Annotated in this window: 24 protein-coding genes; 13 read left to right on the forward strand and 11 right to left on the reverse strand. The window is 64.8% G+C overall.

Going from position 1 to position 22,369, the window contains the following annotated elements; translation table 11 throughout:
• Window positions 1-39: 39 nt before the first annotated feature.
• Both CAG00_RS13190 and CAG00_RS13195 read right to left on the reverse strand, forming a co-directional pair.
• Complete coding sequence (locus CAG00_RS13190) at window positions 40-726, reverse strand: LrgB family protein (protein ID WP_085664440.1); 687 nt, start codon at window positions 724-726, stop codon at window positions 40-42.
• Entirely contained in the window at window positions 716-1,102 is a 387-nt protein-coding gene (locus CAG00_RS13195; protein ID WP_085664441.1) for a CidA/LrgA family protein, read from the reverse strand. Before CAG00_RS13195 ends, CAG00_RS13190 begins: the two co-directional genes overlap by 11 nt.
• 96 nt (window positions 1,103-1,198) lie before the next feature.
• Between CAG00_RS13195 and CAG00_RS13200 the strand changes: the two genes are divergently transcribed.
• Complete coding sequence (locus tag CAG00_RS13200) at window positions 1,199-2,080, forward strand: LysR family transcriptional regulator (protein WP_085664442.1); 882 nt, start codon at window positions 1,199-1,201, stop codon at window positions 2,078-2,080.
• A gap of 151 nt (window positions 2,081-2,231) precedes the next feature.
• On the opposite strand, the gene CAG00_RS13205 is transcribed toward CAG00_RS13200, so the two are convergent.
• Window positions 2,232-2,690, reverse strand: coding sequence for a flavodoxin (locus CAG00_RS13205; protein ID WP_085664443.1), 459 nt, complete (start codon window positions 2,688-2,690; stop codon window positions 2,232-2,234).
• A 128-nt stretch (window positions 2,691-2,818) separates the two neighbouring features.
• On the opposite strand from CAG00_RS13205, the gene CAG00_RS13210 reads away from it, so the two are divergent.
• A complete protein-coding gene (locus CAG00_RS13210; protein WP_085664444.1) occupies window positions 2,819-3,247 on the forward strand; it encodes a PAS domain S-box protein in 429 nt (142 codons plus the stop codon).
• A gap of 56 nt (window positions 3,248-3,303) precedes the next feature.
• Window positions 3,304-3,921 (forward strand): hypothetical protein, encoded by a 618-nt coding sequence (locus tag CAG00_RS13215; RefSeq protein WP_085664445.1) that lies wholly within the window; start codon window positions 3,304-3,306, stop codon window positions 3,919-3,921.
• On the opposite strand, the gene CAG00_RS13220 is transcribed toward CAG00_RS13215, so the two are convergent.
• Entirely contained in the window at window positions 3,906-4,841 is a 936-nt protein-coding gene (locus CAG00_RS13220) for a MerR family transcriptional regulator (RefSeq protein ID WP_085664446.1), read from the reverse strand. The two genes, CAG00_RS13215 and CAG00_RS13220, sit on opposite strands and share 16 nt — an antisense overlap.
• Window positions 4,842-5,040: 199 nt before the next feature.
• On the opposite strand from CAG00_RS13220, the gene CAG00_RS13225 reads away from it, so the two are divergent.
• From CAG00_RS13225 to CAG00_RS13240, 4 genes are read left to right on the forward strand one after another with little or no spacing between them, the layout of a single operon-like run.
• Window positions 5,041-5,601, forward strand: a complete 561-nt coding sequence (locus CAG00_RS13225; RefSeq protein ID WP_015271784.1) for a hypothetical protein — start codon at window positions 5,041-5,043, stop codon at window positions 5,599-5,601.
• 33 nt (window positions 5,602-5,634) lie between these two features.
• A complete protein-coding gene (folM, locus tag CAG00_RS13230; RefSeq protein ID WP_075046361.1) occupies window positions 5,635-6,372 on the forward strand; it encodes a dihydromonapterin reductase in 738 nt (245 codons plus the stop codon).
• 9 nt (window positions 6,373-6,381) lie between these two features.
• Window positions 6,382-6,678 carry a DUF1244 domain-containing protein gene (locus tag CAG00_RS13235; RefSeq protein WP_003260708.1) on the forward strand — a complete coding sequence of 99 codons (297 nt, stop codon included), beginning with the start codon at window positions 6,382-6,384 and terminating at the stop codon, window positions 6,676-6,678.
• Complete coding sequence (locus CAG00_RS13240) at window positions 6,671-7,012, forward strand: HopJ type III effector protein (RefSeq protein WP_085664447.1); 342 nt, start codon at window positions 6,671-6,673, stop codon at window positions 7,010-7,012. Before CAG00_RS13235 ends, CAG00_RS13240 begins: the two co-directional genes overlap by 8 nt.
• A gap of 128 nt (window positions 7,013-7,140) precedes the next feature.
• On the opposite strand, the gene CAG00_RS13245 is transcribed toward CAG00_RS13240, so the two are convergent.
• The 3 genes from CAG00_RS13245 to CAG00_RS13255 all read right to left on the reverse strand — a co-directional run bounded on the left by CAG00_RS13245 (window position 7,141) and on the right by CAG00_RS13255 (window position 10,540).
• A complete protein-coding gene (locus CAG00_RS13245) occupies window positions 7,141-8,049 on the reverse strand; it encodes an alpha/beta fold hydrolase (RefSeq protein WP_085614340.1) in 909 nt (302 codons plus the stop codon).
• Window positions 8,050-8,216: 167 nt separating this feature from the next.
• The gene (gene fabV / locus CAG00_RS13250; protein ID WP_075046363.1) at window positions 8,217-9,428 is read right to left on the reverse strand and encodes an enoyl-ACP reductase FabV; all 1,212 of its coding nucleotides are present in this window, start codon (window positions 9,426-9,428) and stop codon (window positions 8,217-8,219) included.
• Between the two features lie 251 nt (window positions 9,429-9,679).
• Window positions 9,680-10,540: a LysR substrate-binding domain-containing protein gene (locus CAG00_RS13255; RefSeq protein WP_025340627.1), complete on the reverse strand. Its 861-nt coding sequence runs from the start codon at window positions 10,538-10,540 to the stop codon at window positions 9,680-9,682.
• A gap of 135 nt (window positions 10,541-10,675) precedes the next feature.
• Here CAG00_RS13255 and CAG00_RS13260 point away from each other — a divergent pair, with 135 nt between their 5' ends.
• Genes CAG00_RS13260 through CAG00_RS13275 form a run of 4 tightly spaced genes read left to right on the forward strand, consistent with a single transcriptional unit; the run spans window position 10,676 to window position 14,810 of the window.
• Window positions 10,676-11,716 (forward strand): agmatine/peptidylarginine deiminase, encoded by a 1,041-nt coding sequence (locus CAG00_RS13260; RefSeq protein ID WP_085664448.1) that lies wholly within the window; start codon window positions 10,676-10,678, stop codon window positions 11,714-11,716.
• Window positions 11,713-12,609, forward strand: coding sequence for an N-carbamoylputrescine amidase (gene aguB, locus CAG00_RS13265; RefSeq protein ID WP_025340629.1), 897 nt, complete (start codon window positions 11,713-11,715; stop codon window positions 12,607-12,609). Before CAG00_RS13260 ends, aguB begins: the two co-directional genes overlap by 4 nt.
• Window positions 12,610-12,611: 2 nt before the next feature.
• Window positions 12,612-13,697: an extracellular solute-binding protein gene (locus CAG00_RS13270; RefSeq protein ID WP_085664449.1), complete on the forward strand. Its 1,086-nt coding sequence runs from the start codon at window positions 12,612-12,614 to the stop codon at window positions 13,695-13,697.
• Window positions 13,698-13,700: 3 nt separating this feature from the next.
• The gene (locus CAG00_RS13275) at window positions 13,701-14,810 is read left to right on the forward strand and encodes an agmatine/peptidylarginine deiminase (protein ID WP_085664450.1); all 1,110 of its coding nucleotides are present in this window, start codon (window positions 13,701-13,703) and stop codon (window positions 14,808-14,810) included.
• A gap of 117 nt (window positions 14,811-14,927) precedes the next feature.
• Here the strand turns inward: CAG00_RS13275 and CAG00_RS13280 are convergent, their stop codons facing one another.
• Complete coding sequence (locus CAG00_RS13280; RefSeq protein ID WP_025340632.1) at window positions 14,928-15,461, reverse strand: cytochrome b/b6 domain-containing protein; 534 nt, start codon at window positions 15,459-15,461, stop codon at window positions 14,928-14,930.
• Entirely contained in the window at window positions 15,458-15,724 is a 267-nt protein-coding gene (locus tag CAG00_RS13285; protein ID WP_085664497.1) for a PepSY domain-containing protein, read from the reverse strand. Before CAG00_RS13285 ends, CAG00_RS13280 begins: the two co-directional genes overlap by 4 nt.
• A gap of 176 nt (window positions 15,725-15,900) precedes the next feature.
• On the opposite strand from CAG00_RS13285, the gene CAG00_RS13290 reads away from it, so the two are divergent.
• Window positions 15,901-17,079: an acetyl-CoA C-acetyltransferase gene (locus CAG00_RS13290; protein ID WP_085664452.1), complete on the forward strand. Its 1,179-nt coding sequence runs from the start codon at window positions 15,901-15,903 to the stop codon at window positions 17,077-17,079.
• 136 nt (window positions 17,080-17,215) lie between these two features.
• Here the strand turns inward: CAG00_RS13290 and metE are convergent, their stop codons facing one another.
• Window positions 17,216-19,507 carry a 5-methyltetrahydropteroyltriglutamate--homocysteine S-methyltransferase gene (gene metE / locus CAG00_RS13295; RefSeq protein WP_085664453.1) on the reverse strand — a complete coding sequence of 764 codons (2,292 nt, stop codon included), beginning with the start codon at window positions 19,505-19,507 and terminating at the stop codon, window positions 17,216-17,218.
• A 315-nt stretch (window positions 19,508-19,822) separates the two neighbouring features.
• Between metE and CAG00_RS13300 the strand changes: the two genes are divergently transcribed.
• Window positions 19,823-21,310, forward strand: coding sequence for a methylenetetrahydrofolate reductase C-terminal domain-containing protein (locus tag CAG00_RS13300; RefSeq protein ID WP_085664454.1), 1,488 nt, complete (start codon window positions 19,823-19,825; stop codon window positions 21,308-21,310).
• Here the strand turns inward: CAG00_RS13300 and yjiA are convergent.
• Complete coding sequence (yjiA, locus tag CAG00_RS13305) at window positions 21,270-22,247, reverse strand: GTPase (protein WP_015271793.1); 978 nt, start codon at window positions 22,245-22,247, stop codon at window positions 21,270-21,272. The two genes, CAG00_RS13300 and yjiA, sit on opposite strands and share 41 nt — an antisense overlap.
• Between the last annotated feature and the right edge of the window lie 122 nt (window positions 22,248-22,369).

Consider the following 22,369-nt stretch of genomic DNA (forward strand, 5'->3'; position numbering starts at 1 on the left):
AGCCAGCTTGATGACTTGGCGAGTCAGTGGCACGAACGGTCAGAGCAGCATGGCCAGCAGCGGTGCCGCGAACAGGTTCAACAGCCCGGTCAGGACCATGACCAGGCCGGCCACCGAGCCTTCCTCGCGGCCCACCTCCTGTGCCCGGCTGACACCGGCACCATGGGCACCGACGCCGAACAGCGCGCCTCGCGCCAGTGGTGTGCGCAATGGCAACCAGCGCAGCAGCACACCGCCGAACATGGCGCCCAGCACGCCGGTGAACATCACGAACACCGCCGTCAGTTCCGGTACGCCGCCCAGGTCATGGGCCAATGGCATGGCAAAGGGCGTGGTGATCGAACGCGGCACCAGCGACAGGCTGGTCGCGCTGTCCAGCGCCAACATATGAGCCAACCCCCAGGAACTGGCGATCGAAGCGCTGCTGCCGGCGACCATGCCCACCATCAGTGCCGGCCAGTGGCGCACCAGCATGGCCCGTTGCTGCCAGATCGGCACCGCGAAGGCCACGGTCACCGGGCCAAGCACGCTCATCAGCCAGTGGGTGTTGCGGGCGTACTCGGCATAGGCGGTGTGCAGCGGCACGGCCACCGCCAGCAACAGAACCGGCACCAGGATCAGCGGCGACAGCAGGTAGCGCCCGCTGCGCCGGTACAACCAGCGGCTGCCCAGGTACGCCAGCAAGGTCAGGGCCAGCCAGAACAGCGGCATAGGTTCAAGGCTCATGGCGCAACCTCCAGCGGCACACCAGTTCCACGGTCAACGCGGTCACCACCATTACCATCAGGGTGCTCACGGCGATCACCAGCAGGATTCGCCAGCCCTCGTCACGGATCAGGGCGCCGTAATCGAGCAGGCTCATCAGCGCCGGGATGAAGAACAGCAGCATCTCAGCCATCAGCCAGCCGGCGCCCAGTTGCAGCATGGCCGGCTTGAGCACACCCGAGGCGAACAGCAACAGCAGCAATGCCAGGCCCATCACACCGCCAGGTATCGGCCAGCCCAGCCAGGTGGCAAGCTGGCCACCGAACAGGAACAAGGCACAGAGGATCGCCAGCTCGACGAGCAGGCGCAGGGCTTTTTTCAATAACGCGGGTTTCATGGGGGGTTCCTCGACAGGCCCTCATTTTAAGATTTGGCTGCCTAGGCCAGAAGCGAATTGTTAGACTGAACGCCATTCCAGAATGGAATTGCGATCATGGAATTCAAACAGCTGCGCAGCTTTATCGAAGTGGTCCACCGCGGCGGTTTTACCCAGGCGGCTCAGACCCTGCACATCAGCCAGTCAGCGGTGAGCAAACAGGTGGCCCAGCTGGAGCAAGATGTGGGCCAGCCGCTGCTGGAGCGCCAGGCCTCGCAGCTGCACCTGACCGCTGCCGGGCGCATCGTGCTGGAGCGTGGCGAAGGCTTGCTGCGCCAACGTCAGGCGCTGCTCAGCGAACTGGACGACCTCAGCCAGATGGGCCGCGGTGAACTGCGCCTGGGCTTGCCGATGCTGGGCAGCGACGCGCTGTTCGCCGGCTTGTTCGCCGAGTATCGGCGGCGTCACCCGAACATCGCGGTCCAGTTGCTCGAAGGCGGCAGCCGCAGCATCGAACAGGCAGTCAAGAGTGGCGAACTGGAACTGGGTGGCAGCCTGACGCCCAGTGACGAGGCGTTCGACTACCAGCCGTTCTGCAACGAACCACTGGATGCCCTGTTGCCTGCCGGCCACGAGCTGGCGGGCCAGGACGGGGTGGACCTGCAGCAGCTGGCCGATACCCCGTTCCTGCTTTACCAGCGCAGCTTCGTGCTCAATGACCGGTTGCTGAAGGCATGCCAGCAGCAGGGTTTTACCCCCAAGGAAGGCGGGCGCAGTGGCCAGGCGGACTTCCTTGCGGCGCTGGCGGCGGCGGGCCAGGGCGTGGTGCTGCTGCCCCGTGTGGTGGCGAAAGCGCTGGAGCGCCCCGGTGTGGTGCGCTTGCCGCTGCGCTCGCCGGGGGATTTGCGTTGGGATATCGCGTTCATCTGGCGGCGCGGGGCGTATCTGTCACGGGCGGCGCAGGCGTGGTTGGCCTTGTTGCGCGAGCTCCACGGCTAACACGCTCTTTTTTGTGGGAGCGGCCTTGTGTCGCGAAAGGGCCGCAAAGCGGCCCCAGGAATTCAGCGCTGGTGCATCAATTGCCGGGGCCGCTCTGCGGCCCTTTCGCGACACAAGGCCGCTCCCACAGGGGACCGCGCCTGGCTTGGGGTCAGGAGGCTTTCAATGCTGCTGCCAACTCAGCCAACCAAGGCTCTGCATCCGCCTCCGGAGTCACCGTCTCGCTGGCATCCAGGCGCAGCATCGGCTGCACTTCGCGCACGCCCAGTTCGGCAAACAGCTCGCGCATCTGCTCGCCACCACCGCAATAGGTATCGCCATAACTGCTGTCACCCAGTGCAATCACCGCACCCGGCAGGCCACGCCAGGCCGCAGGCAGGGTATCGCGAATGCTGCTGTACAACGGCATGAGGTTGTCCGGCAGTTCGCCCATGCCAGTGGTCGAGGTCACGGCCAGCAAGGCGTCGGGGGCGAAACCTTCAAGGTCCTGCAAGGTGGCGCGCGCCGCATGCCAGGCCTCCAGGCCCGCAGCCTTGAGCAGCGATTCAGCGTGACGGGCGACTTCTTCGGCGGTGCCGTAGACCGATCCGGAAATAATGGCGACTTTCATCGGGTAGAGGATTCCGAAACTGAGTGAAAACGTAGGATACTAGCATCCGGCGCTGGCAAAAGGCCGCCTCTACCAAAGTCACCCTCCTCAGCCCTGCTTCGCACCCTTGTTTATTCAATGGCCCGAACATGATCAACGCGCAACTACTGCAATCCATGGTCGATGCGTCCAATGACGGCATCGTGGTCGCCGAACAGGAAGGCGACGACACCATCCTCATCTATGTGAACGCGGCCTTCGAACGCCTGACCGGCTACAGCCGTGACGAAATCCTCTACCAGGATTGCCGCTTCCTGCAGGCCGACGACCGCGACCAGCTTGGCCGCGCCCGCATCCGCAAGGCCCTGGCCGAAGGCCGACCGTGCCGCGAAGTGCTGCGCAACTACCGCAAGGATGGCAGCGCTTTCTGGAACGAACTGTCGATCACCCCGGTAAGGCGCGACGACGAACAGCGCACCTACTTCATCGGTATCCAGAAAGACGTTACTCGCCAGGTCGAACTGGAACGGGAACTGGCGCAACTGCGCGTTCGTCCGAAACCCGACGAACGCACCTGAACCAAGTACGCCGCGCACGGTCAATCCCGTTGAAGAAATCGCCATCGAGTTCGATCATGCAAGCAGAAGCGCTCCTGACCCAGGACGAGCTGGATTTCATACAGAACATGCAGCATTCGCCGCAGTTGAACCTGGCCGACCCCATGTCGAGCCTGCTGGTCAATGGCGACCGCCGCATCCAGAGCTTGCTTACCCGCTTGGTGGCCAACGAGCAGGTAACCCTGCAGGCCCAGTTCAACAACCAGCAGATCAGCTTCCCGCTGCAACTGGTGGAAGACGAGTTCCATGCCCTGCACCTGCAACTGGGCTCACCGGAAATCTACGAAGACGGGCCCATGCTGCGCCCCTGGCGCCTGTCGATGGAGCAGCCGAGCGCGCTGCTCGATGCCCATGGGCAGGAAAGCGGCCTGTGGGTCCGCGATATTTCGTTCAAGGGTACATTGCTGGAAGTCCGTGGCCTGCCAGCGGCACCAGCCCACTTCGAACTGCGCTTCGCCCCTGGCGGCATCCCCCCCATCGAACTGCATGGCGTGCTGGGCCGGCGCATCGGCCCGGACCTGGCCGCCTACGACCTCAGCCAGAGCCCGGCCGAAGAGATCGAACGCCTGCGCGACTACATCCTCCAGGCCCATCGCCGGGCCCACCCAGAGCTGCACACTCAGGTATCGAACTGACCGGCCAGAAACTGCCGCAAACGCTGGCGCATCACGCTACCCTGCGCGCCCAGGCAGGCGATCGGGCTGCCAGCCAGACTGTCCTGTGCCAGTTCCGCCGCTTCACCCGCCAGTAACAACGGGCATTCCAGCCCTGCCACCAGGCGTGTCAGGCGCCGGGTGAGTTCCGCCGTGGGCGGCTGGTGGGAGAACAGCACCAGGGCATCCGGCTTCAGGCGCTCGCAGACCAGTGCCAGTTCTGCCAGCGGCTGCCCGCTCGCCAGTGGTGTCACGCCAACTTCATCACTGCCCAGGATCAGGCTGGTCACCAGCAACTCCAGTTCGTGGCACTGCCCCGGCAACGGTGCCAGCAGCACCATGCGGCTGCGCGGTACACGGGCAAGTTGCAAGCGGGCGAACACCCGGCCACGCAGGAACTGATCGAGGAACAGCCACTCGCTGGCCTGCCCGTAGCCGCCCTGCCCGACCGCCAGGTCATGCCACACCGGCATGAACACTTCGCTGAATACCTGGTCCAGTGTGCAAGCGGCAAACACCTCGTCGAACAGGCGGTCCAGGCCGGCCAGGTCAAAACGTTGGAGCGCCTGGCGAATCTGCTGCTGCCAGCGCACCCAGGCGCCCGTCGCGCCACCCGCCTGCCCGGCAAGGGCATGGTCGCGGGCGAGGATGCTGGCGACCTTGCTTACCGCCACGCCGCGCTCCAGCCAGCCAAGGATGCGGCGGATGTCATCGATGTCGGCCTGGGAGTACAGGCGGTGACCACTGTCGGTGCGGGTTGGCTGGATCAGGCCATGGCGGCGCTCCCAGGCGCGCAAGGTCACGGCGTTGACGCCGGTCAGGCGGGAAACCTCACGGATCGGAAACAGGTCCTGCTGCGCGAGGCTCGCATCGATTACCGGGTTCAGTCCCTGTTCGTTCATCTGCAAGGGGTACCCTGTGTGCCCAAGTTGAACACCTAGTCTACTACGGCAACCGTTTGCCGGCTGACAGTTGCCGAAGATCGCACATGGGCGATAATCCGCGCCCGATTCTTGCATGCACGCCTGCGTCGCCCACCACCCCGGGCCACACAGCCAAAGGGGCCGGCTACCCGCCAGCCCCGTTGCCAGGAGATACACGATGTCTACCCCACCCGTCACCCTGATGGTGTCGCGCCGCGCCGCCCATGGCCGCTACCAGGACCTGCTGGCCTGGCTGCATGAAGGCGAACAGCTGGCCACCGACTTCCCCGGCTACCTTGGCTCGGGCATCCTGGCGCCACCCCGCGACAGCGACGAATTCCAGATCATTTTCCGTTTCAGCGACGAGCCGACCCTGCATGCCTGGGAGCATTCCGCCTCGCGCCGGGCCTGGTTGCAGCGCGGCAACGGCCTGTTCGAACGCCCCAAAGAGGCGCGCGTAAGCGGCATTGACGACTGGTTTGGCACCAATATGGTGCAAAAACCGCCACGTTGGAAGCAGGCCGTGGCCATCTGGCTGGCCTTCTTCCCGGTCTCGCTGGTGTTCAACCTGGTGTTCGGCCACTGGCTGGCAGCACTGGACCTGGTGCCCCGGGTACTGCTCAGCACCCTGGGCCTGACGCCGGTGATGGTCTACCTGTTCATCCCCCTTTCCACCCGCCTGCTGGCCGGCTGGCTGCATGCATCCCCGGCCCCCGCTGGCGCCCTGCGCAGCCGCTGAGGCCAGGCCGTACACGCGGTAGACAGTTCGGGTATGCTGGGCGGCAACCAAAGGACAGACAAGTTGACCGCCCCGAACATGAACAGCCCCATTCTCGTTACCGGAGCCAGCCAGCGCGTCGGGCTGGCCCTGGCCCTTGAACTGGCACAGGCCGGCCATACGGTGGTCAGTGCCAGCCGCAGCGTCCAGCCACAGGCGGCCCACCCGAACATCGTGCAGTTCCAGGCAGACCTGTGCCAGGCGGCCGACCGCCAGGCCCTGATCGAGTATCTGCACAACCATTACGACGGCCTGCGCGCGATCATCCACAACGCCTCGCTGTGGCTCGACGATGGCCTCGACAACCTCGAGACCATGTTCCGCCTGCACGTCGAAGCGCCCTACCACCTCAACCTGGCCCTGGGCGACCTGCTGGCCAAGGTGGAAAAGGCCGACATCATCCACATTTGCGACGAAACCTCTTCACGCGGCAGCAAAAGCCATATCGGCTACGCCGCGACCAAGGCCGCATTGCAGAACATGGTGCTGTCGTTCGCCGAAAAATATGCGCCCAAGGTGCATGTGAACGGTATCCTGCCGGGGCTGCTGATCCTCAAGGAAGGGGGTGACGAAACCTACCGCCAGCAGACCCTGAAAAAGGCCCTGCTGGAGTTCGAACCCGGCGCCGGCCCGCTGATCGAGACAGTCAAGTACCTGCTCGCCAGCCAGTACAGCACCGGCAGCCAGGTGGTCATCAACGGTGGCCGCCACCTGAAGAACCGCATGACCTGAGAGAAGCCCATGACCCCACAGCAACAGCTCGAACTCGAGGCCGCCGCGTTCCGGCGCCTGGTCGAACACCTGCAGAAGCGCACCGACGTGCAGAACATCGACCTGATGAACCTGTCCGGCTTCTGCCGCAACTGCCTGTCCAAGTGGTACAAGGCCGCGGCTGACGAGCGCCAGCTCGACCTGAGCCTGGATGACGCCCGCGAAGCGGTGTACGGCATGCCTTACGCCGAGTGGAAAGCCCAATACCAGAAAGAAGCCAGCGCCGACCAACAAGCGGCGTTCGAAAAAGGAAAACCCCGTGACTGACCTGAACACCCTGCGCGCCAGCCTGGCCAGCGGCCAACACATGTTTGCCGACACCCTGGCGTTCATTGCCGACAACTACAGCTACCAGCCACAGGCCTTCGACAATGGCGGCGTGGCGAATGCGGCCGGGCAGAACGAAGGTTCGTGCAAGACCCTGGGCCTGGCGGTGCTGGAAGGGCTGAGCGACCAGGAAGCACTGCTGGCCTTTGGCGAGCACTACCGTGACGTGGTAGCCACGCCCGAGGGCAGCGACCATGGCAATATCCGTGCGCTGATCAAGCATGGGCTGGCGGGCGTCAAGTTTGCCGAGCTGCCGCTTGCGCGCAAGGCTTGAGATAGCCGGGGCTGCTTTGCAGCCCATCGCGACACAAGGCCGCTCCTACAGAAGACCGCGTTCCCTTGTAGGAGCGGCCTTGTGTCGCGATAGGGCCGCAGAGCGGCCCCAAGATCTCGAAACCAACCTCAGCTGATGATGGTTCCCGGCACCTCACCCGCCAATCCCCCCTGCCGCAACCACTGCAAGGCCACCGGCCACAAACTTTCGCGAAAGCGGTCATGGAAGAACGCGAAATGGCCAATTTCATCGACCGAGATATCCACAGGCGCAATGCGCAGGTGCTGGCGCTCGGCGCCCTGCAGATAACCCAGCAAACGTTCGGTCGCCGCCACGGTACCAAAGGGGTCATCGGTCAGGCTGATGGCCAGCGTCGCCGCCCGCACCTGGGCGAACGGTAGTGCCTCCAGTGCACGCCCGCTGGGTCGGTGCTCATAGCGTGGGGTACGGGTGGTCCAGTCGTGCACCACGCCGGATGGCGTGTCCTCCAGCCAACCCAGGCGCTTGCCGGGAAAGTAACCGAACACCCGGGTGAGCAGCGGCATTACCACATGCCACTTGCCGAACAGTTGCCAACGCTGGTCAGCCGCGTAATCGCGCCAATAGGCGAATTGCGCGCCAACCATCACCACCCGGCGAACCTTGCTCGCCGACGGTGCCAGCCCCACTGCGCAGCCGCCAAAACTGTGCCCCACCACGTCCACCGGCTGGCCGGGGAAATGTTCTGCGGCATGCACCAGCATGGCTTCGAAATCCAGCCGGCCCCAGTCGCTCCAGGATGCCTGGAAGCCGCGCAGCGAGGCCGGGCGGGATTCGCCGATGCCACGGTAGTCGTAGGTCAGCACATCGCAACCTTGGGCGAACAGGTAGTCGGCGAAACGCGAGTAGTAGCGGCAGCGTACCGAGGTGGCAGCGTTGATGATCACCAGCGGGCGCTGGGGGTCAGGTCGGGCGTGGCGCCAGCGGAAGCCGCCGAGGCTGTAGCCGTCGGCTGCGGTGTGGCGAAAGGCAGTGGCGGGTTGGGTGAGGCTGCTCATGGCACATTCCCTGTTGTTGTGCGCCAAAGCTAGCAAAGATTTTATAGCCTGTACCGGCCTCTTCGCGGGTAAACCCGCTCCTACAGGTACTCCATTTCCCTCAAGTTAAAAGGGATCCCTGTGGGAGCGGGTTTACCCGCGAAAGGGCCGGTACAGGCCGACAGCGATTACAGCTCGACGCAGTCGAACTTCACATCGGTAGCCACGTCTTCGTCGTAGTTGACGTCAGCGCGCTCGAAGCCGAACAGGTTGAGGAACTGCTTCTTGTAGCCGGCATAGTCGGTCAGCTCGAACAGGTTCTCGGTGGTCACCTGTGGCCACAGCGCCTTGCAGGCGTCCTGCACGTCATCACGCAGTTCCCAGTCGTCCAGGCGCAGGCGGCCCTTCTCGTCGACCTCGGCCGGCGCGCCGTCGGCACGGTACATGCGGTCGCGGTACATGCGGTCCAGCTGGTCCTGGGTGCCTTCGTGAACACCCTTCTCCTGCATGATCTTGAACACCATGGACAGGTAAAGCGGCATCACCGGGATGGCCGAGCTGGCCTGGGTAACCACCGACTTCAGCACCGCCACGTTGGCGCCGCCCTTTACTTCACCGGCCAGTTTCTTGTCCAGGCGCAGGGCGGTTTCGTCCAGGTCCTGCTTGGCCTGGCCCAGCGCACCGTGCCAGTAGATCGGCCAGGTGATGTCGCTGCCGATGTAGCTGAAGGCCACGGTGCGGGCGCCTTCGGCCAGCACGTTGGCGCCAGCCAGGGCGTCGATCCACAGCTGCCAGTCCTGGCCACCCATGACGGTGACGGTGTCGGCGATTTCCTGCTCGGTAGCCGGCTCGATGCTGGCCTCGATGATGGTGTCCTTGTTGGTGTCGATGGCGGTCGACTTGTACGGCTGGCCGATCGGCTTCAGGGCCGAACGCACCAGTTCACCGGTCTGCGGCAGCTTGCGCACTGGCGAGGCCAGCGAGTAGATGACCAGGTCGACCTTGCCGCCCATTTCGTTCTTGATCAGTTCGATGACCTTGGCACGGGCTTCGTCGGAGAAAGCGTCACCATTGATCGACTTGCTGTACAGGCCTTCGGCCTTGGCGAACTTGTCGAAGGCTGCAGCGTTGTACCAGCCAGCGGTGCCGGCCTTGGTCTCGGTGCCTGGCTTTTCGAAGAACACGCCCAGGGTGTCGGCCTTGAAGCCGAACGCCGCGGTGATGCGGGCTGCCAGGCCGTAGCCGCTGGAAGCACCGATGACCAGGACCTTCTTCGGGCCATCCTCGCGCACGCCCAGCTTGCGGGTGGCTTCGATCTGGTCACGGACGTTGAGCTCGCAGCCCTTCGGGTGAGTCGTGGTGCAGATGAAACCGCGGACCTTAGGATGAATGATGGCCAATGTCTGTACCTCGTCAGGTTTATGCCGGGGGAAGCGCCGCCATGGGCGATTCCGGTTGATCAGAGGGTGAGACTACCCCCGCAGGTTATCCGACACATATTACGGGGTGATCTTGGGGATGCAAAACGGTGGATTACCTGTACCGGCCCTATCGCCGGCAAGCCAGCTCCCACAAAGACAGCGCAAAACTTGAGCCCTGTGAGGGACCTGTGGGAGCTGGCTTGCCGGCGATAGGGCCAGTGCAGGCAACATCAATCTGACAAGAGAGCCCCTTTCAGCCATTCCAGGAACTGCCGGGCCAGCGGATCATCCTGGCTATCCCGATGCACCAGGCACGCCCACGCCGGCCCACGCACGCGCTGCGCCGACAAAGCCTGCAAACGCCCCTCCTCCACCGCCCGCCGCGCCAGCAACTGGCTGACCAGGGCCACCCCCAACCCCTCGCTCGCCGCATCCAGCAGCAGCCCGGGGTCGGAAAAGTTCAGCCCCTTGCCCTGCTGCCCCACATCCTCGCCACCCTCCAGCTGCCAGTGGCTCCAGTCCATCTCGCGCTCGCCATGCAAGGTGGTGCGCCGCGACATCGGCGTTTGCAGCAACGCCGGGTGGCAGGCCGGGTACAGCTGGTCCTGGTGCAGCACGTTGAAGCTGCACTCGGCCTGGGCACTGAGGTCGTCGCGGATGGCCAGGTCGATGGTCTCGGTCGCCATGTCCGGCACCTCGAAACTGGTGAACAACCACAAGTCGACATCCGGGCAGCGCTGGTGAAAGTCGGCCAGCCGCGGCAGCAGCCAGTGCCTGGCAAAGGCCGGGCTGGTGTTGACCACCAGTTGGTTGGGCTTGCGGTACTGGTCGAGCCGGCGAATGCCCACCGCCAGGTGCTGCAGCAGCGACTGCGTGGTGCTGAGCAGGTCGTGCCCGGCGTCGGTCAGGCTCACGCTGCGGCCACTGCGGTGGAACAGCGGCTGCTCCAGGTAGGTTTCCAGGCTGCGAATCTGCTGGCTGATGGCCGACTGGGTCAGGTTCAGCGCTTCGGCGGCCTTGTGGAAGCTGCCCAGCCGCGCAGCGGCTTCGAAGCCGCGCAGGGCATTCAGGGGTGGCCAGTGTTTGAGCATGATTGATAAGCCCTGCTGATCAGATGTGCGCTAAATCTATCGTTTGTCGCAGGCCAAGCCTAGCCATAGCATGGACATCAACACCCGCGACGGCGGGCTTCGTTGATAAAAATCCTTAATTGATCGGAGTTCACTATGCACCTGTCCCTCGACAGCGGCTGGCGCATGCCCGCCGAATGGGCCCGCCACGCTGCCACCTGGATGGTCTGGCCACACAACCAGGCCCTGTGGGAAAGCGGCTGGCACGTGCGCCTGGCCGACGTACAGCAGGACTACGCCCGGGTCGCGGCGGCCATCGCCCGTTTCGAGCCGGTGAAGATGGTGGTCGACCCTTCGGCCTTGCAAAGCGCACGTGCCCTCTGCGGCGCCAACATCGAACTGGTCGAAATGGCCGTGGACGACAGCTGGTGCCGGGACAGCGGCCCTAGCTTCGTCTGCCACCCACAGCATGGCCTGGCCGGCCTGAGCTGGCGCTTCAACGCCTGGGGAGGCAAGTCGCAACACGGCCAGGACCGCAGCCTCGGCCGGCGCATCCTCGACCACTTGGGCCTGGATGGCTTCAGCACTGCGCTGTGCAACGAAGGCGGGGCGATTCATGTGGACGGCGAAGGCACCCTGATCACCACCGAGTCGGTGCTGCTCAACCCCAACCGCAACCCTGGCGTGAGCAAGGCCGAGTTCGAGGCCTGCTTCGCCCGCTACCTGGGCATCCGCAAGACCATCTGGCTACCGGGTGACCCACAATACATCACCGGCGACATGACCGACGGTCACGTCGACGGTGTATGCGCCTTCGCCCGACCCGGCGTGCTGCTGGTCGATGCCACCCATGACCAGCATTCGGTATACGCCGAAGTCGTGCGGGAAAACCGCCGCGCCCTGGAACTGGCCACCGACGCGCAAGGCCGGCACTTCGAGCTGCTCGACCTGTATGAAGCCAGCGCCGCCGTCGACCAGGACGCCGAGGTATTCTGCGCCTCGTACACCAACTTCTACATCGCCAACGGCGCGATCATCATGCCGGCCTATGGCATCGCCGCCGACCAGGAAGCCGCCGCGCAACTGGCCCACGCCTTCCCGGGCCGGGAGATCGTACCGGTGCGCATCGACCACATCGCCCATGGCGGTGGCGGCATCCATTGCATCACCCAGCAACAACCCGAGGTGCAGCCATGAGCCTGCTGCGCATCGCCACCACCCAGATGCCGTGCAGCTGGGACCTGCCTGGCAACCTCGACCGCGCCGAACAACTGGTACGCCAGGCTGCCGCCAAGGGGGCCCAGGTGATCCTGCTGCAGGAGCTGTTCGCCACCCCGTACTTCTGCATCGAACAGGACCACCAGCACCAGGCCCTCGCCCAGCCCTACCCCGCCAGCCCGATCCTGCAGCGCTTCGCCGCACTGGCCGGCGAGCTGGGCGTGGTGCTGCCGCTGAGCTGGTACGAGCGCGCCGGCAATGCCTTCTTCAACTCGCTGACCGTGGCCGATGCCGATGGCCGCCTGCTTGGCGTCTACCGCAAGACCCACATCCCCAACGCCATCGGCTACCAGGAGAAGGAATACTTCAGCCCCGGCGATACCGGCTTCAAGGTCTGGGACACCGCCTTCGGCCGCCTGGGCATCGGCATCTGCTGGGACCAGTGGTTCCCCGAGACCGCCCGCTGCCTGGCACTGATGGGCGCCGAAGTGCTGCTGTTCCCCACCGCCATCGGCTCCGAGCCCGGCTGTGCCGAACTGGACTCGCGCGACCACTGGCAGGTGGCCATGCGCGGCCACGCCGCCGCCAACCTGTTGCCGGTGGTGGCGGCCAATCGGGTGGGCGAAGAAGTCGCAGCCAGCGACGCATCGTTGGCCATGCGCTTCTATGGCTCGTCGTTCATCTGCGATCACAAGGGCGCCATGCTCGCCGAAGCCGACCGCGACAGCAGTGGCATCTGGCTGCACGACCTGGATCTGGCCGGCATGCGGGAAGACCGCCTGAGCTGGGGCATCTACCGCGATCGCCGCCCGGAGATGTACGCACCGCTGCTGACCCTGGACGGCACCCACCCACACACCCTGAGGGCATGAGCATGAAACGCCACGTTCTGGCCGCCTTGGCGCTGGCCGTCTGCGCCTGCCAGGCTCAGGCCGAGCAGCCCGTGCTGCGCCTGTACAACTGGGCCGACTATTTTGCCGAGGACACTCTCAAGCAGTTCACGGCCGAAACCGGCATCCAGGTGATCTACGATGTGATGGATGGCAGCGAAGTGCTCGAGGCCAAGCTGATGTCCGGGCGCAGTGGCTACGACCTGGTCTTCCCCGGTGATACCGTCGCCGAGCGCCTGATGCGCGCCGGCAGCCTGCAGCCACTGGACCACAGCCGCCTGGAGGCCCTGGACGACATCGAGCCCGGGCTGCGTCAGCTGCACGCCCGATACCCCAAGGCCAGCCAGGCGACCGTGCCCTACACCTGGGGCACCATCGGCCTGACGGTGAATGCCGACAAAGTCCGCCAGCGCATGCCCGATGCACCGCTGGACAACCTCGACCTGCTGTTCAAGCCGGAGCTGGCCGCCAAATTCGCCGACTGCGGTATTTCAGTCATCGACTCGCCCGACGAAGTGCTGGCAGTGGTCCTCAACTACCTGGGCCGCGAGCCACGCAGTGCCAAGCGCGAAGACCTGGCCGCAGCCAGCGAACTGCTCAAGGCGATTCGCCCGTACGTGCGCAAGTTCCAGTCGCAACCGGTGACCGAACTGGTCAACGAGAACCTGTGCCTGTCACTGGGCTACAGTGGCGACGTGATCCAGGCGCAGCGTACCGCCGACGCCGCGGGCAAGCATCTCGACTTCCAGTACCGCGTGCCGCGCCAAGGCACCACGGTGTGGATGGATACCATGGCCATCCCGGCCGATGCCAAGCACCCGGAATACGCCTATCGTTTCATCAATTTCGTCATGCGCCCGGCGAACATGGCGGCCATCAGCAACTTCACCGGTTACCCTACCGCCAGCGCCAAGGCACGCCAGGCAGTGGACCCGCGCATGCGCGACAACCCCGATATCTACCTCGACCAAGCCACCTATGCCCGGCTGATCCCGGGCCGCGATATCCCACAGGCCGACATGCGTGCACGCATGCGCGTGTGGACCCGCTTCAAGACTGCACAGGACTGAGCCATGCCAAGCCGTAGAACCTTCCTGCAACTTTCGCTGGCCGCCGGCCTTGGTGCCAGCCTCGGCCTACCGCTGGGCCTGGCCCGCGCCGAAGAACCGGGGCGCTGGTTCATGCCGGACGAAGGCGAGCCGCAGCAGCGCGCATTCATCGCCTTCGGCGCCCAGAATGCGATCTGGGAGGACTTCACCGCCGATGTGCAGGCCGCCCTCGGTCGCATCGCCCAGGCCATCGCGCGCTATCAGCCAGTGACGGTGTTCTGCCGGGCCAGCGAGCGCGAGCTGGCCGAGCAACACTGTGCCAGCCAGCGCACAAGTTTCGTCGAGTGCGAGCTGGACGACATCTGGATGCGCGACATCGGCGCCAACTTCGTCGTCGATGATGACGGAGCCCTGGCGGCGGTGGACTTCAACTTCAATGGCTGGGGCAACAAGCAACGTCACCGCAACGATGCCCAACTGGCCAGGCGCGTAACCACGCTGGCCGGTGCCCGCTACCAGCGCAGCGACCTGGTGGGTGAAGGCGGCGCCATAGAGGTGGACGGCCACGGCACCGGCATCATGACCGAGAGCAGCTGGGTCAACGCCAACCGCAACAAAGGCTGGAGCAAGGCCGAGATCGAGGCGGAGCTCAAGGAGCGCCTGGGGCTGAGCAAGATCATCTGGCTACCGGGCATCGCCGGCCAGGACATCACCGACGGGCACGTGGACTTCTATGCCCGCTTCGTCAGGCCGGGGGTGGTGATTGCCAACCTGGATAACGACCCGGACTCGTATGACTACGCCGTGACGCGCAAGCACCTGGATATCCTCAAGCGGGCCACCGATGCCGAGGGCCGCAGGTTGCAGGTGCATGTCGTGTCGCCGCCGCTGCACGGGCGGCGCAACAGGTTCAGCAAAGGCAATGACGACTTTGCCGCTGGGTACATCAACTACTTCGTGATCAATGGCGCGATCATTGCGCCACAGTTTGGCGATGGGGCGGCGGACGAGAAAGCGCGGGGGCTGCTGGCGGCGTTGTATCCGGGGCGGGATATCGTGCAGCTGGATATCGATGCCATTGCTGCGGGGGGCGGGGGGATTCACTGTGTGACCCATCAGTGCCCGGCTGTGTAGCAGAGTTGCCTGTGCTGGCCTCTTCGCGGGTAAACCCGCTCCCACAGGTACTGCGCAAACCTTGAGTTTTGCACAGTCCTTGTGGGAGCGGGCTTGCCCGCGAAGAGGCCGCCACAGTCAATCGCGGTGCCGACGGCGCCCCGTGATCATCGACCACGGCAGGTTTTCCCGCATGCGCACGCTCTCGTAGATGGCCGCCAGCACATGCACGCAAACCAGCACCAGCAGCGCGTTGGCCAGCCAGCTGTGCAGGTCCATCGGCCAGTCGACACCAAACAGCGCGTCCACCTCCTGCGACGCCCACCCGGTAAGGCCCAGGCCGGCAATGCAGGTCAGCATCAGCATCATCACCAGGGCGCCAATCGGCGAATGCCCCATGTGATGGTCAAGCTCCCCATGCAGCAGCGCCCGAGCATGCCCGACCAGGCTTGCCGGGGTTGGCCAGAAGTCGGCCCAACGCGCGCTGCGTGGCCCGACAAAGCCCCAGATCACACGCACCACCACAACGGCCAGTGCGTAGTAGCCCAGCCACTGGTGCCAGTCTTCACCCTCTTCGTTGAAGAAGTAGTTGGCGAAGAACACCACGGCGATCGACCAGTGGCACAGCCGCAGTAGGGGGTCCCACAGCTGTACCGTGCCGTCGCTGTTCAATCGTGGTACTCGGTCTTGACTGCCTTGCCCGTCACTGGGTCATGGTAGATCTCGACCTTCTTGCCATCCTTGTCGAAACCGTAGATCTCGTAGCAGTTGCCCTTGGTGACCTTGAACTTGTTGATCTTGTAGCCTTGCTCCTTGAGCTGCGCCTGGAATTTTTCCTGATCCTGCCAGGTGCTTTTGTCAGCGGTGGTGCATTCGGTGGCGGCTAATACAGTGCTGCTGCCAATCAAAAGGGTCAGCGCGATCAATGTACGCATGGGCATGTGCTCCCATCCAGATGAGTGTAGTAGCGCATCCCTCAGCATAGTTCTGCAGGCCGCTTTACGCTCATTCATTTGCTTTACGCATCAATCGCAAAGAAAAACAAACTTAACAAATGAGCCAAAGCCACCGATGCTTGAGGCATTACGCCCATCGCACGGAGAACAACAACATGAACGACGTGGTCATCGTCGCCGCAACCCGTACCGCCATCGGCAGCTTCCAGGGCGCCTTGGCCACTGTGCCTGCAGTAGACCTGGGTGCCGCCGTGATCCAGCGCCTGCTGGAACAGACCGGGCTGGCCCCGGCGCAGGTCGACGAAGTCATCCTCGGCCAGGTGCTTACCGCCGGTGCCGGGCAGAACCCGGCACGCCAGGCCGCGATCAAGGCCGGCCTGCCCTTCAGCGTGCCGGCAATGACCCTGAACAAGGTCTGCGGTTCGGGCCTGAAGGCACTGCACCTGGCCGCTCAGGCCATCCGCTGTGGTGACGCCGAGGTAGTCATCGCCGGCGGCCAGGAGAACATGAGCCTTGCCCCCTACGTGATGCCGTCGGCCCGCACCGGCCAGCGCATGGGCCATGGCCAGCTGATCGACAGCATGATCACCGACGGCCTGTGGGATGCCTTCAACGACTACCACATGGGTATTACTGCCGAAAACCTGGTGGACCAGTACGGCCTCAGCCGTGAGCAGCAGGATGCCTTTGCCGCCGAGTCGCAGCGCAAGGCGGTAGCGGCGATGGAGGCCGGCCGCTTCGATGATGAAATCACCCCGATCGTGCTGCCGCAGAAAAAGGGAGAACCCAAGGTGTTCGCGCGGGACGAGCAGCCACGCCCGGATACCACCGCCGAATCCCTGGGCAAACTGCGCCCGGCGTTCAAGAAGGACGGCAGCGTCACCGCCGGCAACGCCTCGAGCCTGAATGACGGCGCCGCCGCCGTGCTGCTGATGAGCGCCGCCAAGGCCAAGGCCCTGGGCCTGCCGGTGCTGGCCAGGATCGCGGCTTATGCCAGTGCCGGTGTAGACCCGGCGATCATGGGCATCGGCCCGGTTTCGGCCACCCAGCGCTGCCTGGACAAGGCCGGCTGGCAATTGGCTGAGCTGGACCTGATCGAAGCCAACGAAGCCTTTGCCGCGCAGGCGCTGGCCGTGGGCAAGGCGCTGGAATGGGATGCCACGCGGGTCAACGTGAATGGCGGGGCGATTGCCCTTGGCCACCCGATTGGTGCGTCCGGGTGCCGGGTGCTGGTGACCCTGCTGCACGAGATGATCAAGCGGGACGCCAGGAAAGGCCTGGCAACCCTGTGCATTGGTGGCGGGCAAGGCGTGGCCTTGGCAATCGAGCGTTGATCTCGGGCTGAGTCAAGCAGGCCCGGCCTCTTCGCGGGTAAACCCGCTCCCACAGGGCCCCCACTGAAGCTGAATCCAGTGGGGGCCCTGTGGGAGCGGGTTTACCCGCGAAAGGGCCGGTACAGGCAGCGAAGAATCAGGCAGTGGCACGCAGCTCGCGGGCAGCTGCGACCATGTTCACCAGCGCTGCCTCGGTCTCCGGCCAGCCACGGGTCTTCAGCCCGCAATCCGGGTTGACCCACAGGCGCTCGGCCGGGATACGCCGGGCAGCCTTGCGCAGCAGCTTGACCATTTCCTCACGGGTCGGCACCCGTGGCGAGTGAATGTCATACACACCCGGGCCGATCTCGTTGGGGTAGGCGAACCGCTCGAAGGCCGCCAGCAGCTCCATGTCCGACCGCGAAGTCTCGACGGTGATCACGTCGGCATCCATCGCCGCGATCGACTCGATCACGTCGTTGAACTCGCTGTAGCACATGTGGGTGTGGATCTGGGTTTCGTCACGCACCCCCGAGGCACACAGGCGGAAGGCCTCGGTGGCCCACTCCAGGTAATGGGCCCAGGCGCCGTGGCGCAGCGGCAGGCCTTCACGGAAGGCCGCTTCGTCGATCTGCACGATCCTGATGCCCGCCGCTTCCAGGTCGACCACTTCGTCGCGGATCGCCAGCGCCAGTTGGCGCGCCTGCACTTCGCGGCTCACATCTTCACGTGGGAACGACCACATCAGCATGGTCACCGGGCCGGTCAGCATGCCCTTCATCACCTTGCTGGTCAGACCCTGAGCGTACTTTATCCATTCCACGGTCATGGCCTTCGGCCGGCTCAGGTCGCCAACGATCACCGCAGGCTTCACGCAGCGCGAACCGTAGCTCTGCACCCAGCCGAAGCGGGTGAACACATAGCCATCGATCTGCTCGGCGAAGTACTCGACCATGTCGTTGCGCTCGGCCTCGCCGTGCACCAGCACATCCAGGCCCAGGTCCTCCTGGATTTTCACCGCATGGCGGATCTCGCTGTGCATGGCCTCGACGTAATCGGCCTCGGTCAGCTTGCCCTGCCTGTAGGCCTGGCGTGCCAGGCGAATCGCCGAGGTCTGCGGGAACGAACCGATGGTGGTGGTCGGGAACGCCGGCAGGTCGAGCCCCGCACGTTGCTTGGCGATACGTTGGGCAAACGCCGACTGACGCTGGCTATCAGCGGGCTTGATGGCCGCCAGGCGGGCCTGCACGGCCGGCTTGTGAATACGCGGCGAAGCGGCGCGGCTGGCCTGCACGGCCTGGCTCTGGGCCAGTGCGGCGGCCACATCGTCGGCGTGCGGGGCATTGATGGCCTTGGCCAGCAGCGCCACTTCCTGGCACTTCTGCACGGCGAAGGCCAGCCAGCTGTGCAGTTCGGCATCGAGCTGGTCTTCACGGTCCAGGTCCACCGGGCTGTGCAGCAGCGAGCAGGACGGCGCCACCCACAGCCGCTCACCCAGGCGCTCATGGGCATGACGCAGTACCTCCAGCGCCTTTTCCAGGTCGCAGCGCCAGACGTTGCGGCCGTTGACCAGGCCCAGCGACAGCACCTTGTAGGCCGGCAGGCGGTCGAGGATGGTCGGGTACTGCTCGGGCGCACGTACCAGGTCGATGTGCAGGCCATCGACCGGCAGGTTGGCGGCCAGGCCCAGGTTGTCTTCCAGGCCGCCGAAGTAGGTGGCGATCAGCTTCTTCAGTGGCGCCCGCTGAAGGATGTTGTAGACGCGCTCGTAGGCATTCTTCCAGTCCTGAGGCAGGTCCAGGGCCAGGATCGGCTCATCGATCTGCACCCATTCCACGCCTTGGGCAGCCAGGCGGTTGAGGATCTGGTCATACAGCGGCAGCAGGCGGTCGAGCAGCTCCAGCTTGTCGAAATCGCCACCCTTGGCCTTGCCCAGCCACAGGTAGGTCAGCGGGCCGATTACCACCGGCTTGACCGCGTGGCCCAGGGCCTGGGCTTCTGCCACTTCTTCGAACAGTTGCTCCCAGCTCAGGGCGAACTGCTGGTCGGCGGTGAATTCGGGGACCAGGTAGTGGTAGTTGGTGTCGAACCACTTGGTCATTTCCTGGGCGTGCGCGCCGCCGCAGCAGCTGTCACCCACAGCGCCACGGGCCATGGCGAACAGGGTCTGCAGGGTAGGCCCGGCAGCGTCGTGGCTGCGAAAGCGCTGCGGGATCACGCCGAAGGTCAGCGAGTGGGTCAGCACCTGGTCGTACCAGGCGAAGTCGCCGACCGGCAGCAGTTCGATGCCGGCGTCTTTCTGCACCTGCCAGTGGCGGGCACGCAGCTCGCGGCCGACGGCACGCAGGCCGGCTTCGTCGAGTTCACCCTTCCAGAAGGCTTCCTGGGCCTTTTTCAGCTCGCGGTCGTGGCCGATACGTGGAAAGCCCAGGTTGTGTGCCAGTGCCATGTCTTGTCCCTCAGCATGCATAAATGAATGAGGGGATTTTCCGGGCACTTTCATCTTGAGACAAACTCATTAAATTTGAGATGAACTCAAGACTTATTCATGTTCGTGAATTTGTACTGCCTGTACTGGCTCTTTCGCGGCTAAAGCCGCTCCTACAGGTACCGCGCCACCCTGTGGGAGCGGCTTTAGCCGCGAAAGGGCCGGCACAGGCAAACCCGGATGTCTCATTCAGAGCACCACCCTGCGCATCCGGACATGATCCCACCCGCCTTCTGCCGCACAATGCCACCCTGACCAAACCAGGTACCCGGCCCCATGAGCCTGCTGAAAACCGCGCTGCGCGAAAACACCTTCGTCTGCGTCATGGAGTTCGTTCCCAAGCCCTCGGCCGAACGCTTCGCCGCCATGGACGCGATCCTGGCACGTGCGCACCTGTGTGGCTGGCCGATGACCGTGGCCATCGGCGACCGGGTCGGCAGCCCGCTGGACATGTCGCCACTGGACGCCCTCGCCTCGTTCAGCACCCCGGTACCCGCCCTGCCGCACTTCTCCGGCAAGGACCGCGAACGCCACCACCTGCTCGCCCAACTGCAACGCATGGATGCCGCCGGCCTCGACCAGCTGTTGCTGCTCACCGGCGACCGCCTGCCGGGCCACCAGCCCGGCCAGCGCCCGGTGCGCTACCTGGAATCGGTCGCAGCCCTGCAGATCGCCCGCCAGGCCTGCCCGCACTGGCTGCTTGGCGCGGCGCTCAACCCGTTCAAGTACTGCGAGGAAGAAGGCGGCGCCCAATACTTCAAGGCCGAGAAAAAACTGGCGGCGGGCGCCGACTTCCTCACCCTGCAACTGGGTTTCGATGCCGGCAAACACCAGGAAGCCATGCACTGGATGAACCGCCAGGCCGCGCCCAAGCCGATGCTGGCCTGCCTGATGAGCCTCACCCACGGGCGTGCGACGATGCTCGAACACGTGGCCGGCGTGACCGTCACGCCGTCCATGCGCGACATGCTGGAAGCGGAAGCGGCGCAGTCCAAGGCCTTTGCCCAGGCGCGCAGCGTCGACCGCCTGGCCTTGCAGATCATCGGCGTGAAGCTGATGGGCTACGCCGGCGTGCATCTGTCGGGGGTTCACGAACTCAAGCAACTGCTGGCCCTGGAGGCACGCATCGAGCACTGGCAGGCGCAAATCCACACACTGGAACAATGGGCGCCGGCCTGGCAGGCCAGCTGGCAGATGCCCGGCCTGCCGGCAGTCAGCTTCCATCCGCCGCAGGCAAGCTGGCGCCAGGGCGAGTCACGGGTCGATGCCTCGTTCAAGGAGAAAGCGCGCTATCACCTGATGCACGGCATGCATTCGCTGCTGTTCAGCCGCCGCAATGGCCTGAGCAAGGCATTTGGCTGGGCCGTGCGCCAACCGATGTGGGCTACCCGCCTTGGCGCGCAGGTGCTGCACAAGGTGGAGCACGCGGTGAAGCACCCGCTGGTAGGCTGCGACACCTGCGGCCGCTGCCGCCTGGAAGACACCCTGTACATCTGCCCGGAAACCTGCCCCAAGGGCCTGGCCAACGGACCCTGCGGCGGCACCGCGCTGAACCGCTGCGAGTTCGGCGACCGCGAGTGCATCCACAGCGTCAAGTACCGCACCGCCAAGGCGGTGCGGCAGACGGCGCTGCTGACCGAGCGCCTGATCCCGTGCATCGAGCTCGAGACACGCCACCGCAGCTCATGGCCGCAGTGGTTCCAGGCCCAGACGCCGCGTCAGCTCAGCCCGCAGCCAGCGCCTCGAACCCAGCCCGAATCGTAGCTTCGGGCAGTTCGTCGGCGATGAACACCATCACGCTCTCGCGGGTTTCCCCCTCGGCCCATTCGGCGTCCCAGTCGAAGCCATAGAGCTTGAGCACACCCTGGAACACCAGCTTGCGCGCTTCACCGGCAATGTTCAGCACGCCCTTGTAGCGCAGCAGCTGCTTGCCGTGGGTTTCCAGCAGTTCGTTCATGAAGTCGCTGAGGCGGTCGATGTCCAGCGCGCTTTCCGTGCGCAGCACCAAGGTGGAGATCCGGTCCGGGGTAGCGGGCTTGAGCAGCGGGCGTAGCGCTGGCTTCAGGTTCGCGCCCAGATCGGGGTTGAGGTTGAAACCACGCACATCCAGCAGCTCGGCCAGGTCGATGCGACCATGCTCGACCACGCGAATCGCAGCCCGGCCATTGATGCGGGCCAGGCGCTCGCGCAGGGCCTCGACCGCAGCGGGCTCGACCAGGTCGGTCTTGCTCAGCAGCAGGCGATCGGCAAAGCCGACCTGGGCCTGGGCGATGGTCTGGGTCAGGTGCAGCTCGGCGTGGGCGGCATCGACCAGGGTGATGATGCCATCGAGGATGTAGCGCTCACGCAGCTCTTCGTCGATGAAGAAGGTTTGGGCCACCGGCGCCGGGTCGGCCAGGCCGGTGCATTCGATTACCAGGCGGTCGAAGGCGATCTCGCCGGCATCCAGGCGTTCGAGCAGCAGGTACAAGGCGCGGGTCAGGTCGCCATGGATGCTGCAGCACACGCAGCCATTGGCCAGGGTCATCACCTGCACCGGCTCGTCGCCCAGCAGTTGGCTGTCGATGCCGGCCTCGCTGAATTCGTTTTCGATCACGGCGATCTTCAGGCCGTGCTCGGCCTTGAGCATGTGCTTGAGCAAGGTGGTCTTGCCGGCACCGAGGAAGCCAGTGAGTACGGTTACGGGGATAGGCGTCTGCACGCAGAACATCTCCTGTGCAGTGAAATGGACGGGGGGAGCGCGATCCCTGTAGGAGCGGCCTTGTGTCGCGATCGGGCCGCAAAGCGGCCCCGGATTTTCAGCTTCGCAGCCAAAATTGCCGG

The organism is Pseudomonas sp. B5(2017) (assembly GCF_002112825.1).
Lineage (GTDB): Bacteria > Pseudomonadota > Gammaproteobacteria > Pseudomonadales > Pseudomonadaceae > Aquipseudomonas > Aquipseudomonas putida_Z.

Coding starts and splice junctions, on each gene's coding strand:
- CAG00_RS13290 (WP_085664452.1), top strand. CDS start 15,901: ATGAACGACGTGGTCATCGTCGCCGCAACCCGTACCGCCATCGGCAGC.
- CAG00_RS13235 (WP_003260708.1), top strand. CDS start 6,382: ATGACCCCACAGCAACAGCTCGAACTCGAGGCCGCCGCGTTCCGGCGC.
- CAG00_RS13195 (WP_085664441.1), bottom strand. CDS start 1,102: ATGAAACCCGCGTTATTGAAAAAAGCCCTGCGCCTGCTCGTCGAGCTG.
- CAG00_RS13205 (WP_085664443.1), bottom strand. CDS start 2,690: ATGAAAGTCGCCATTATTTCCGGATCGGTCTACGGCACCGCCGAAGAA.
- CAG00_RS13260 (WP_085664448.1), top strand. CDS start 10,676: ATGCACCTGTCCCTCGACAGCGGCTGGCGCATGCCCGCCGAATGGGCC.
- folM (WP_075046361.1), top strand. CDS start 5,635: ATGCTGGGCGGCAACCAAAGGACAGACAAGTTGACCGCCCCGAACATG.
- CAG00_RS13190 (WP_085664440.1), bottom strand. CDS start 726: ATGAGCCTTGAACCTATGCCGCTGTTCTGGCTGGCCCTGACCTTGCTG.
- CAG00_RS13225 (WP_015271784.1), top strand. CDS start 5,041: ATGTCTACCCCACCCGTCACCCTGATGGTGTCGCGCCGCGCCGCCCAT.
- CAG00_RS13200 (WP_085664442.1), top strand. CDS start 1,199: ATGGAATTCAAACAGCTGCGCAGCTTTATCGAAGTGGTCCACCGCGGC.
- CAG00_RS13215 (WP_085664445.1), top strand. CDS start 3,304: ATGCAAGCAGAAGCGCTCCTGACCCAGGACGAGCTGGATTTCATACAG.
- CAG00_RS13220 (WP_085664446.1), bottom strand. CDS start 4,841: ATGAACGAACAGGGACTGAACCCGGTAATCGATGCGAGCCTCGCGCAG.
- CAG00_RS13300 (WP_085664454.1), top strand. CDS start 19,823: ATGAGCCTGCTGAAAACCGCGCTGCGCGAAAACACCTTCGTCTGCGTC.
- CAG00_RS13270 (WP_085664449.1), top strand. CDS start 12,612: ATGAAACGCCACGTTCTGGCCGCCTTGGCGCTGGCCGTCTGCGCCTGC.
- aguB (WP_025340629.1), top strand. CDS start 11,713: ATGAGCCTGCTGCGCATCGCCACCACCCAGATGCCGTGCAGCTGGGAC.
- CAG00_RS13210 (WP_085664444.1), top strand. CDS start 2,819: ATGATCAACGCGCAACTACTGCAATCCATGGTCGATGCGTCCAATGAC.
- CAG00_RS13285 (WP_085664497.1), bottom strand. CDS start 15,724: ATGCGTACATTGATCGCGCTGACCCTTTTGATTGGCAGCAGCACTGTA.
- CAG00_RS13255 (WP_025340627.1), bottom strand. CDS start 10,540: ATGCTCAAACACTGGCCACCCCTGAATGCCCTGCGCGGCTTCGAAGCC.
- metE (WP_085664453.1), bottom strand. CDS start 19,507: ATGGCACTGGCACACAACCTGGGCTTTCCACGTATCGGCCACGACCGC.
- CAG00_RS13275 (WP_085664450.1), top strand. CDS start 13,701: ATGCCAAGCCGTAGAACCTTCCTGCAACTTTCGCTGGCCGCCGGCCTT.
- CAG00_RS13245 (WP_085614340.1), bottom strand. CDS start 8,049: ATGAGCAGCCTCACCCAACCCGCCACTGCCTTTCGCCACACCGCAGCC.